Below are 12,201 nucleotides of genomic sequence, written 5' to 3'. Positions count from 1 at the left end.
GTCCGATGTCCGATGCTCCCGGGTTACGCTCACCTGGGAGCATCTGACATTTCGGGGCCTGCAGAAACGGAAAGGCAACATGTTCGACAAGGTGTTGGTGGCCAACCGCGGCGAGATCGCGATCCGTGCGTTTCGCGCCGCCTACGAACTCGGCGCCCGCACGGTCGCGATCTTTCCGTATGAGGATCGCAACTCGCTGCATCGATTGAAGGCCGACGAGTCCTATCAGATCGGGGTGCCCGGGCATCCGGTGCGCGCGTATCTGTCCGTGGAGGAGGTCGTCGCGGCGGCCCAACGATGCGGTGCCGACGCGGTCTATCCGGGCTACGGGTTCCTCTCGGAGAATCCCGGTTTGGCGCGTGCGTGCGCTGCGGCGGGGATCACCTTCGTGGGCCCGAGCGCCGACGTGCTCGATCTGACCGGCAACAAGGCGCAGGCCGTCGCCGCCGCCAAGGCTGCCGGACTGCCGGTGCTGGCGTCGTCGGAGCCGTCCGCGGATGTCGACGAGTTGGTCGCGGCATCGCAGGAGATGCAGTTCCCGGTGTTCGTCAAGGCCGTCGCCGGTGGCGGTGGCCGCGGGATGAGGCGCGTCGACGACCCGGCACAGCTGCGGGAATCGATCGAGGCCGCCTCCCGTGAGGCCGACGCCGCCTTCGGCGATGCGACGGTGTTTCTCGAGCAGGCGGTGATCAATCCGCGCCACATCGAGGTGCAGATCCTCGCCGATACCCACGGCAACGTCATCCACCTCTATGAGCGCGACTGCAGCCTGCAACGACGCCACCAGAAGGTGGTGGAGTTGGCGCCGGCACCGAATCTCGATCCGGCACTTCGGGATCGGATCTGCGCCGACGCGGTCGCCTTCGCCCGCCAGATCGGCTACTCCTGTGCCGGCACGGTCGAGTTCCTGGTCGATGAACAGGGCAGGCATGTCTTCATCGAGATGAACCCGCGAATTCAGGTGGAGCACACGGTGACCGAGGAGATCACCGATGTGGATCTCGTGGGTGCGCAGCTGCGGGTGGCCTCGGGGGAGTCGCTGGTCGACCTCGGCCTGACCCAGGAGGCGATCGCCGTCCACGGCGCGGCCATGCAGTGCCGCATCACCACCGAGGACCCGGCGGCCGGATTCCGCCCCGACGTGGGCCGGATCACCGCGTATCGCACCCCCGGTGGCGCGGGCATCCGCCTGGACGGAGGCGCCAACCTCGGCGGTGAGGTGAGTGGTCATTTCGACTCGATGCTGGTCAAACTGACTTGTCGCGGACGGGATTTCGCGACCGCGGCGCGTCGAGCCCGGCGCGCGTTGGCGGAGTTCCGGATTCGTGGCGTCGCGACCAACATTCCGTTCCTGCAGGCGGTTCTGGACGACCCGGACTTCCGGGCGGGCCGGGTGACCACCTCGTTCATCGACGAGCGGCCGTGGCTGCTGACCACCGGCGGATCCGCCGACCGCGGCACCCGCATCCTGGAGTATCTGGCGGATGTGACGGTCAACAAGCCGCACGGTGAACGACCCTCGACGGTGTATCCGCGCGACAAGCTGCCCACCGTCGACAAGGCCGTGCTGGCCCATCCGCAGGCGGGATCCAAGCAGCGGCTGGTTGAACTCGGCCCGGAGGGCTTCGCGCGGGCATTGCGTGAGCAGCCGGGAGTTGCGGTGACCGACACCACCTTCCGCGACGCGCATCAGTCGTTGTTGGCGACCCGGCTGCGTACCTCGGGACTGTTGGCGGTCGCCCCGTATGTGGCGGCGTTGACGCCGCAGTTGCTGTCGGTGGAGTGCTGGGGTGGAGCGACCTACGACGTGGCGTTGCGGTTCCTCAAGGAGGATCCGTGGGACCGCCTCGCCCAGCTGCGCGAGACGATGCCCAACATCTGTCTGCAGATGTTGCTGCGCGGCGCGAACACCGTCGGTTACACCCCGTATCCGACGAAGGTGACCACCGCCTTCGTGTCGGAGGCCACCGAGGTCGGTGTCGACATCTTCCGGATCTTCGACGCGCTCAACAACATCGAGCAGATGCGACCGGCAATCGAGGCGGTCCGCGAGACCGGTACGGCGGTCGCCGAGGTGGCGATGAGCTACACCGGCGACCTGGCGAATCCGGCTGAGGATCTCTACACCCTCGACTACTACCTGCGTCTGGCGGAGCAGATCGTCTCCGCCGGTGCCCATGTGCTGGCCATCAAGGACATGGCCGGTCTGTTGCGTGCACCGGCTGCGACGAAACTGATCACGGCCCTGCGTTCGGAATTCGATCTGCCGATCCACGTGCACACCCACGACACCCCGGGCGGTCAACTCGCGACCTACCTGGCGGCGGTGCAGGCCGGTGCGGATGCGGTCGACGGTGCGTCGGCGGCGTTGGCCGGTACGACGAGTCAGCCGCCGCTGTCGGCGATCGTGGCGGCGTTCGCGCACACCGAACGCGACACCGGCCTGGATCTGGCTGCCGTGTGCGACCTCGAACCGTACTGGGAAGCGATCCGAAAGGTGTACGCGCCGTTCGAATCCGGCATCCCCGGACCGACCGGCCGTGTGTACGCCCACGAGATCCCGGGCGGCCAACTGTCGAACCTGCGCCAGCAAGCCATCGCCCTCGGCCTGGGCAATCGGTTCGAGGCCGTCGAAGACGCGTACGCCTGTGCCGATGCGATGCTCGGTCGGCTGGTCAAGGTCACGCCGTCGTCGAAGGTCGTCGGTGACCTCGCGTTGTCGATGGTGGGCCAGGGCATCGATCCGCAGGACTTCGCCGACGATCCCGCGGGCCACGACATCCCGGATTCGGTGATCGGGTTCCTGCGTGGCGAGCTCGGCGATCCGCCCGGCGGCTGGCCGGAACCGTTGCGCAGCAGGGCGCTCGAAGGCCGGCCTCCGGCACCCGAGGTGGTCGAGCTGTCGACGGAGGATTCGGCCGCACTCGACGAGCCGGGACGTGGCCGCCAGGTCACGTTGAATCGCTTGCTGTTCCCCGGTCCGACCCGCGAGTTCACCGAGCACACCGAGGCCTACGGCGACACCTCGCGCCTGTCGGCGAATCAGTTCTTCTACGGTCTGCGCTACGGCGAAGAACATCGCGTCGAACTCGAACCGGGTGTGGAACTGCTGATCGGTCTCGAGGCGATCAGTGATCCCGACGAGCGGGGTATGCGCACCGTGATGTGCGTCCTCAACGGGCAATTGCGCCCTGTCGCAGTTCGGGACCGCGCGGTGGATTCCGCCGTCGAGGCCGCCGAGAAGGCCGATCGGTCCAATCCCGGATCGGTGGGCGCACCGTTTGCCGGAGTGGTGTCGGTGTCGGTCTCGGTGGGCGACGAGGTGAAACCCGGTGCGGCGATCGGCACCATCGAGGCGATGAAGATGGAGGCCACCATCACCGCGCCCGTCGGCGGCAAGGTCACCCGCGTCGCCATCGGACCGGTCACCAGCGTCGCACCCGGAGATCTGCTGATCGAGATCGGGTAGAACGTCCTTGTGCCGTATCCAGGTGTCAACAGTTGGCACCTGGATACGGCACTGTCGGAATCGGCAGAGGTGTTACTTCGCCGCCAGACGCTCTGCCCGTCGTCGGGCCTGTTCGGGCGGATCGGGTACCGGGACGGCGGCGATGAGACGCGCGGTGTAGTCCTCGCTGGGATGTGTGAGAACGTCTGCGGGCGTACCGGTTTCGACGAGTCGGCCGGACCGCAGAACCGCGATCCGATCGGCGAGCTCCTCGACCACGGCGAGGTCGTGGCTGATGAACAGGCAGGCGAAGCCGTGCTCGGTCTGCAACTCCCGCATCAGTTCGAGGACCCGTGCCTGGACCGACACGTCGAGAGCCGAGGTGGGTTCGTCGGCGATGAGCAGAGCGGGTTCGAGGGCGAGTGCGCGGGCGATCCCGACCCGCTGGCGCTGGCCCCCGGAGAGCTGATGCGGATAGCGGTTACGCAGCGCACGTGGCAACTGCACCTGATCCAGCAGTTCGTCGACCTTGCTCGAGCGTTGTGTCCGCGACAGATCGGTGTGCAGCACCAGAGGTTCGGCGATGGACTCGCCGATCGGCCAGCGCGGGTTCAACGACGATCCGGGGTCCTGGAACACGACACCGATACGTTTGCGGTAGGGCGCGAGACGGCGCTGGGAGAGGGTCGTGATGTCGGTGCCGCCGAGGGACACCGTGCCCGAGGTGAGCCGGACCAGACCGATCGCCGCCTTGCCGAGAGTGGACTTGCCCGAACCGGATTCGCCGACGAGCCCGAGCACCTCGCCGGGTGCGACATCGAAACTGACATCGTCCACGGCGCGGAAGACGTTGCGGCGCGGACCGAACTCGATGCTGGCGTTGCGGAACGACAGCGTCGGGGCCGGGGTCTCCGGTGCGGGCGCAGCGGCCCCGGCGCCCTGTGCCGCCTCATCACCGACGTCGATCGCGCCGGCACCCAGATGCGGCACCGACGCCAGCAGCGAACGGGTGTACGGATGTTCCGGGTGGGCGAACAATTGTGTGGCCGAACCGGATTCGACGACCCGCCCGTCCTTCATCACCATCACCCGGTCGGCGAGATCGGCGACGACGCCCATGTCATGGGTGATCAGCAGGATCGCGGCGTCGACGCGGTGCCGCAGATCGCGGATGAGATCGAGGATCTCGGCCTGCACTGTCACATCGAGTGCGGTGGTCGGTTCGTCGGCGATGAGCAGCGCCGGATCACACGCCAGCGCCTGGGCGATCATCGCCCGCTGACGCTGACCACCGGAGAGCTGATGCGGGTAGTAACGCACCCGCTTGGCCGGCTCCGGCATGTCGACGAGCTCGAGGAGTTCGGTGGCCCGCGCCATCGCCTGCTTCTTGCCGACGTCGCGATGCGCCCGGATGGCCTCGGCGATCTGCCAGCCCACGGTGTACACCGGATTCAGGGCGGTCATCGGCTCCTGGAAGATGACCCCGACCTTCTCGCCCCGGACCGCGCGCATGGCCTTCTCGTCGGCCCCGGCGAGTTCGGTCCCGCCGAGCGTGATGCTTCCCGAGACCACGGCGTTGTCGTCGAGGAGACCCGGAATCGCCATCGCCGTCGTCGACTTCCCGGAACCCGATTCGCCGACCAGGGCGAGGGCCTCACCGGCGTCGAGGGTCAGATCGACGCCGTCGACGGCACGGACGAGTCGCTTGTCGACGCGGAAGTCCACCGCCAGATCACGAACCCGCAGCAGCGGAGTGCTCGTGGTGTTCTCAGTGCTCGTGGTGTTTTCAGTGCTCGTGGTGTTCTCAGTGCTCGTCGTGTTCTCATCGGTCATCGCCGATCACCGTCGCTTCGGGTCGAGGGCGTCGCGCAACGCATCACCCATCAGGATGAAGGCGAGCACGGTGATGGACAGGAACACCGCCGGGAAGAACAGCAGATACGGTGAGCTGCCGATCAGCGACTGCGCCTGGTTGATCTGCAGACCCCACGAGATGTCCGGCGCCTGCAGCCCGATTCCCAGATACGTCAGGGCGGCCTCGGCGGCGATGAACGTGCCGACCGAGATGGTCGCGTAGATGATCACCGGGGCAACGGCATTGGGCAGGACGTGCCGGATCAGCACCCGCAGCGGCGAGGCGCCGAGTGCCTGCGCGGCCTGAACGTACTCGCTGCCACGGATCGAAACGACCGATGAGCGCACCAGTCGCATCGCGGTCATCCAGCCGAACACGATGAGCGCCAACGACACCGTAGCGACCGAGCGTTGCGCGGACACGGTGAGCAGGATCAGCGCGCCCAGCATCAGCGGGATACCGAAGAAGATGTCGGTGACGCGGGCCAGGACGGTGTCGGCGATCCCGCCGAAATAACCTGCGAGGGAACCGATCACCACCCCGATGATCAGGACCCCGAGCATCGTGAGCAGGCCGATGGTCACCGACGAGCGAGCGCCGTACACCACGTTGGCGTAGTAGTCACAGCCCTGGATATCGGTGCCGAACCAGTGTGCGGCACTCGGGGATTGACGCGACAGCGACAGATCGCAGTCGTAGGGGTCGATACCCCAGGTGAAGAGCCGGGGGAACGCGGCCATCACCACCATGATGACCGTCAGTGCCGCACCGAGCAGGAACAACGGATTGGTGCGCAGGTACCGCCAGGCGTTGCCCCACAGGCTTTCCTGGCCGATGACGGGCGCGGCCTCGGCGGCGCCGGCCGCGTCGAGTTCGTGGCCCTCGACGGCTTCCTCGAGGCGGTCATTCGGGTCACTCATAGCGGATCCTCGGATCGATGACGGCGTAGAGCAGGTCCACGATCAGGTTGAAGAAGATGTAGAAGAACACCATCAAGGTGACGATGCCCACCACGACGGGACCTTCCTGGGCCCGCACCGAATCGAAGATGGCGCGTCCGAGACCGGGTAGGTTGAACACCGATTCGGTGACGATCGCGCCGCCGAGCAGCGCTCCGATGTCGGCGCCGATGAAGGTGACCACCGGGATCAGGCTGGTACGCAACGCATGCCGGATGACGATTCGGCGCCGACCGATGCCCTTGGCCTTGGCGGTACGGATGTAGTCGGCGGCGAACGCGTCGAGCATCGCACTGCGCGTCAGCCGCGCGACGTAGGCCATCGACAGTGCGGCGAGGACCAGGCCGGGCAGGATGTAGCTCCACCAGCCGTCGGTGACGCCGGCGATCGGGAACCATCCGAGCTTGAACCCGAAGATGTACTGCGCGACGAAACCGAGGACGAAGACGGGAATGGACACCAGGACGGTCGTGGACACCAGGATCAGGTAGTCGAGGAACGATCCGCGTCGCAGGGCGGCGAGGACGCCCGCGATGATGCCGAAGACGGTCTCGAAGATCGCCGCGACCAGCGTGAGCTTCAGGGTCACCGGGAGGCGCAGGGAGATGGTGTCGAGGACCGGACGGCCGGCGAAGTCACTGCCCAGGTCGCCGTGCAGCAGCGCCCAGACGTACTTTCCGTACTGCACCAGGAACGGGTCGTCGAGGTGGAACTGGTCGCGGATCTGGGCCTGGACCGCCGGGGAGAGCGGGCGGTCCCCGGCGAGTGCCCGGATCGGGTCACCGGGCAGCAGGTAGACCATCGCGAAGATCAGGAACGATGCCCCGATGAGCACCGGGATGGTCAGGAGCAGGCGGCGGATGACGTAGTGGGTCATGGGATCACACCGCCTGTCCGTTGACGATGACATCGGCGAGGACGATGTCGCCGAGGATGTCGTAGTGCACGTTCGACACCTTCTTGGTCCATACCGTCTGGTCGAGGCCGTAGAACAACGGCGCTTCCGGCAGCGACTCGAGCAGGATGTCCTCGGCACGTTGATATTGCGTGTTCGCCGCGTCGATCGTCGCCGACCGGTTGCCCGCCGCGAGCGCGGCGTCGAAGGCGGGATTGCTGTAGAAGGTGGTGTTCGATCCGACGGGGGCGAGCGCGGCGGTGGAGTACAGCGGTGCGAGGAAGTTGTAGATCGACGGGTAGTCCATGATCCAGCCGTCCCGGAAGGGCCCGGTCATTCCCTTCTCATCGCGCAACGGTAGGTACTCGCTGAACTGCAGATTGCCGCGCAGCCGGTAGGACAGCCCGATCTTGCGGAACATGTTGCCGATGGCCGTCATCCACACGTCGTGCCCGGCGCCGGCGTTGAACCAGAGGTCGACCGGCTGGGAGAAGTCGAAGTCCGCCTCGCGCAGCAGGCGCTTGGCCTCATCGGGATCGTAGGTGCATGACGCACCGCACGCGCCCTTGCGATACCCGACGACCACCGGTGAGGCGTACGAATCGGCCGGTATGCGTGTGTCGAAGAAGATCGCCCTGGTGATCGCCGCGCGATCGATGGCCATCGACAAGCCCTTGCGCACACGGGGATCGGCGTAGCGGGGATCGTAGGTCGGGAACGCCAGCGAGGTGATGTCGGGGCGTGCCTGCTCGAGGTACCGACCGTCGAAGATGTCCTTGGCGCTCGCGTAGGCATCGGGTGGCAGATCCTTCTCGATGTCCAGATTGCCGGCGAGAACGTCGGTGTAGGCGGTGGTGATCTCGGTGTAGACACGGAACACCACACCCTGCGACTTCGCCTTCGCGCCTGCGTAGTTCGCGTATCTCTTCACCGTCATCCCGCGGCCGGGCACCCAAGCGGTGTCGGCCATGAAGGGGCCGTTGCCGATGGGCTTGGCGCCGAATGCCTTCGGATCGCGGTAGAACGCATCGGGTAGGGGATCGAAGGCCGAATAGCCCAGGGTCAGCGGGAAGATCGCGAACGGTTCGGTCAGGGTGACATCGATGGTGGTGGGATCGGCGGCACGCAGTCCCCGCATCTCCTGTGCCGCGGGGGTTCCGCCCTCGTCGGGCGCCTGCAGATCGTCGTAGCCGTCGATGTTGGAGAAGAAGTACGACGCGCCTTGGGCATTGGTGCTCAGGGCGGTGTAATTCCATGCCCGGACATAGGTTTGGGCCGTCACCGGCGTTCCGTCGTGAAAGGTCCAGCCCGGTTTGAGCTTGATGGTCCAGTGCACGTTGTCCGGCGACGTCACCGACTCGGCGACGCCGTCGTAGGTGACCGCCTTTGTCCGGTCGTCGAAGGTGACCAGCGGTGTCCAGAGCGCCGTGATGACCTTGTTGCCTTCGGATTCGGTGGTGTTGCCGGGGACCAGGGGATTCTCCGGTTCGGTGAGATACATGCTGAACATCCCGGGTGGCGTCGACGGCGCGGGCGAACAGGCACTCACCATTCCGGCCAGCAGTGTGATCGCCACAACCGCGGTCATGAGTGTCACCGACCGCGATCGTCGCCGGGTTCTGCCCTGCGGCACAGCATCTCCTCCCCGACACGCGCACCGGGGTGGACGGATGCGCGCACATTCCTACCGTGAAATTCGCGAGAAGACCGTGGGTCTCGCGATGTGTACCTCGTGGGGTACTGCCTCATGGGGTACCGGCACCAACGTAGGCGTTCTCGGAGATGCCCGCAGGCCGAACCGACCGATCATCGGGCGGTGCCGAAGAAGAGCACTGCCGATCACCTGCGCGAACGCTGGGAAGATTCTGTGTGATGATCTGCCGGCCGAATCCATTTGGAAACAGTCATATCGGGCATCCGGGGGATCGCACCTGTGCCGGTTTCAGTTGCCCCCGAGCTCATCGTCGCACCGTGCTCGGGTGGCTCGGATCAGCGTGGCGTTCGGGTCGTCGACGGAGCCGATCCAGGCGCGCGCCTCGGCGTCGGTCTTGCCGGCGGCGAGGTGGCGGCGCAGTAGCCGTTCGTGGCGGACGTCGTCGGGGGCGTCGACGAACCATAGACGATCGAAATGGGTCCGCACCGAAGCCCATTCGCCGTCGAGGGCGAGATAGTTGCCCTCCACCACCACGATTCGTGCGGCCGCATCGATGATCAGTGACGCGGCAATGGGTTCGGCGGTGGTGTGGTCGAAATCCGGTGCGTAGACATCATGCTCGGCGTGGCGGATACGGTCGAGTATCGAGAGGAAGCCGTCGACGTCGAAGGTGTCGGGGGCGCCTCGCCGGCCGGCTCGGCCCAGGGCGCTCAGCACGGGTGTCGCGAGGTGGAAGCCGTCCATCGGCAGATAGCCCACCGCGTCGTCGCCGAGGGTGGTGGCGATCTCGGTGACGACGCGACGGGCGATGGTGGTCTTGCCGGCTCCCGGTGGCCCGGTGAAGCCGACCACGACACGTCGTGACCCGGCGGCCGCCGCGATGATCTCCGCAGTGAGGGGCATACGCCGGACTCTACGGATCTGCGACGACCGCCGGGGGATTGCGGGCGGGTCGACCGGGTGAGTCAGTTGCCGAAGAAGCTGACGTCGTCGTTGCCGATGAGGTCCGGGACGGTCCAGCCGTCCAGATCGTATTCGGACAGGCAGGCCTCGGCGAGCCCCTTCATCTGGTCGACGCCACCGCGGTTCTGGGCGGCGAAGAGCAGTTCGGCGTGCACGTTCTCGTGATTGCCGGAGTAGTTGCGCTCGTAGAGTTCGTGGCGGCCACCGAATTCGGAGCCGATCGAATCCCACAGGGCCTTCATGACTTTCACCCGATCGACGGCGGTGATGCCGTTGGAACCGCGGACGTACTTGTCGAGGTAGGGGCGCACGGTGGCGCTCTTGAAGTCCGCGGCGCTCGAGGGCAGGTAGATCAGGCCCGACGCCACGTCCTGCTCGATGATCTCCTTGATGCGGGGGTAGCCGCGCATCATGAACATGCGGTAGATCAGCCCGTATTCCAGGCGCGGGATGACGGTGTCACCGATCCACGGTTCCGGATTGTGGGCCATCGCGTCGGTGATGGTCCAAAACAGATTGCGCCAGCCGATGACCTCACCGACGCGGGTCTGCACGCCGCGGAATCCGCCGGAACCGGTGCAGTCGAGGGCCTTCATCAGCAGACCGGCGATGAAGTCGAGCTTCACCGCGAGGCGGGTGCAGCCCTGGAAGGTGAAGCGCGGCAGGAAGCCCGATTGTGGGAAGAACGCGTTGATGCGTTCGACGTCGCCGTACATGAAGACGTTCTCCCACGGGACGAGGACCTTGTCGAAGACGAAGATGGTGTCGTTCTCGTCCATCCGGCTCGACAACGGGTAGTCGAACGGGCTGCCCATCACCGCGGCCTGCTGGGTGTAGGAACTGCGGCAGATCAGCTTGATGCCGGGAGCGTCCATCGGCACCGTGCAGATGAGGGCGAACTCCTTCTTCTTGATCGGCAGGCCGTAGTGGGCGATGAAGTTGTAATTGGTGATCGCCGAACCGGTGGCCACCACCTTGGCACCGGAGACGACGAGGCCGGCGTCGGTCTCCTTCTCCACCTTCATGAACACGTCGCCGACCTCGTCGGGCGGCAGTTGGCGATCGACCGGTGGGTTGATGATGGCGTGATTCCAGTAGAGGACCTTCTCCTGCGATTCGCGGTACCAGCGTTCGGCGTTGGCCTCGAACGGTGCGTAGAGATCCTTGTTGGCGTGCAGGGTGCCCAGGAAGCTGGCCTTGTAGTCGGGGGAGCGGCCCATCCAGCCGTAGGTCATCCGGGCCCACTCCGCGATGGCGTCGCGTTCCTTGATGAGATCCTCGCTGCTCGTCGGCGCCTTGAAGAAGGGCATGGTGACACCACCGTTGCCGGTGTCGGTGGGCGTGGTGACCTTGTCCCGGGTCTGCGGGTCGTGCATCGAGTCGTAGAGGCGGGCGGTCATCCGGATCGGATTGCGGAAGGCCGGGTGGGTGGTCACGTCCTCGACGCGTTCACCGTGCAGCCAGATCTCACGACCGTCCCGGAGTGATTCGATGTATTCATCGCCGGTCATCGGCCGGGATGCGAAGTTCTTCTTCTGATTGTCGGGCGAATCGGCGGCCGGATTGACGGTGGGGGCTCCGGTGTCGGCAGGATTGCCGGTGGAAGTGCTATTGGGGCGTTCGATGGTCGTCATGATTCATACCTTTTTCTGATGAATGGAACGAATGTCGTTATGGATCAGGCTGATACGGGAGTCGTGCTGGACGTCGGGGTTTCTGCGTTCCCTCCTCGGGTGAGATGGAAGGGGGTGAATGTGGTGGTGGCGTCGAACCATCCGGAATGCGGATCGTCGGCGCACAGCGTCCACAGCGAGTTGACGCTGGGCTCGCCCAGATCGTGGAAGGTGCTGCGGTAGTAGAGGAGTGGGGGATTCCCCGAGGCCTCGGCGTCGACGATCTCGCCGATGAAGATCAGGTGATCGCCGCCGTCGTAGGACCGCCACGGCGTGCAACTGAGAACCGCCGCGCTGCCCTTCAATACCGGTGCGGTGGGTCCGTCGACCCAGGTCGGGCCGGGTTCGCTCGGCCGGCCGGCGAAGTGCATCGCGGTGTCGAGTTGATCGGCCGCGAGGATGTTGACCGCGAAGGGAGCATCGGTCAAGTAATTGCACGCCTTGGACTTTCGCGTGAGGGTGACCTGACACAACCGCGGTTCAAGGGAGACCGCGGTGAACGCGGTGACCGTCGCGCCGTGCGGCTCGCCGTCGGCGTTGGCGCAGGTGATGACGGTGACGCCGCTCGCGAACTGGCCGAAAACGTTCTGCAGGGCTTTCTTCTCCATGTGCCTCGCCTTTCCTCTCGGGCCGAATGTGATGTAGAACATAAGGCGACCGAGAAGACGTTGGCGATCCGATCTGCGCGGTGTCCATCCGAAAAGCGCGTCGGGTTCTATCAGCCCGCGAAACCGCGTCCCTCGGTCCGAGGAGG

8 protein-coding genes are annotated in these 12,201 nt (G+C 65.9%); 1 reads left to right on the top strand and 7 read right to left on the bottom strand.

The features are described 5' to 3' along the window. Window positions 1-79 precede the first annotated feature (79 nt). Entirely contained in the window at window positions 80-3,469 is a 3,390-nt protein-coding gene (locus ABLE92_RS00610; RefSeq protein WP_348802559.1) for a pyruvate carboxylase, read from the top strand. 72 nt (window positions 3,470-3,541) lie between these two features. Here the strand turns inward: ABLE92_RS00610 and ABLE92_RS00605 are convergent, their stop codons facing one another. The 7 genes from ABLE92_RS00605 to ABLE92_RS00575 all read right to left on the bottom strand — a co-directional run bounded on the left by ABLE92_RS00605 (window position 3,542) and on the right by ABLE92_RS00575 (window position 12,055). After that, window positions 3,542-5,281 carry an ABC transporter ATP-binding protein gene (locus tag ABLE92_RS00605; protein ID WP_348802558.1) on the bottom strand — a complete coding sequence of 580 codons (1,740 nt, stop codon included), beginning with the start codon at window positions 5,279-5,281 and terminating at the stop codon, window positions 3,542-3,544. 6 nt (window positions 5,282-5,287) lie between these two features. Further along, window positions 5,288-6,223: an ABC transporter permease gene (locus ABLE92_RS00600; RefSeq protein WP_348802557.1), complete on the bottom strand. Its 936-nt coding sequence runs from the start codon at window positions 6,221-6,223 to the stop codon at window positions 5,288-5,290. Further along, window positions 6,216-7,139, bottom strand: coding sequence for an ABC transporter permease (locus ABLE92_RS00595; protein ID WP_348802555.1), 924 nt, complete (start codon window positions 7,137-7,139; stop codon window positions 6,216-6,218). The genes ABLE92_RS00600 and ABLE92_RS00595 overlap by 8 nt, the downstream gene beginning before the upstream one ends. A gap of 4 nt (window positions 7,140-7,143) precedes the next feature. Next, window positions 7,144-8,745, bottom strand: coding sequence for a peptide ABC transporter substrate-binding protein (locus ABLE92_RS00590; RefSeq protein ID WP_348802554.1), 1,602 nt, complete (start codon window positions 8,743-8,745; stop codon window positions 7,144-7,146). Window positions 8,746-9,099: 354 nt separating this feature from the next. Beyond that, entirely contained in the window at window positions 9,100-9,714 is a 615-nt protein-coding gene (locus tag ABLE92_RS00585; protein ID WP_348802553.1) for a nucleoside/nucleotide kinase family protein, read from the bottom strand. A gap of 62 nt (window positions 9,715-9,776) precedes the next feature. Continuing rightward, window positions 9,777-11,408: a 4-hydroxyphenylacetate 3-hydroxylase family protein gene (locus ABLE92_RS00580; RefSeq protein WP_348802552.1), complete on the bottom strand. Its 1,632-nt coding sequence runs from the start codon at window positions 11,406-11,408 to the stop codon at window positions 9,777-9,779. 44 nt (window positions 11,409-11,452) lie between these two features. Continuing rightward, window positions 11,453-12,055 carry a flavin reductase family protein gene (locus ABLE92_RS00575; RefSeq protein ID WP_348802551.1) on the bottom strand — a complete coding sequence of 201 codons (603 nt, stop codon included), beginning with the start codon at window positions 12,053-12,055 and terminating at the stop codon, window positions 11,453-11,455. Between the last annotated feature and the right edge of the window lie 146 nt (window positions 12,056-12,201).

The sequence above is a fragment of the Gordonia oleivorans genome, from assembly GCF_040044975.1.
Lineage (GTDB): Bacteria > Actinomycetota > Actinomycetes > Mycobacteriales > Mycobacteriaceae > Gordonia > Gordonia oleivorans.
Note: the sequence above shows the minus strand (reverse complement) of the source record. Positions and strands in the feature narration are given on the sequence as shown.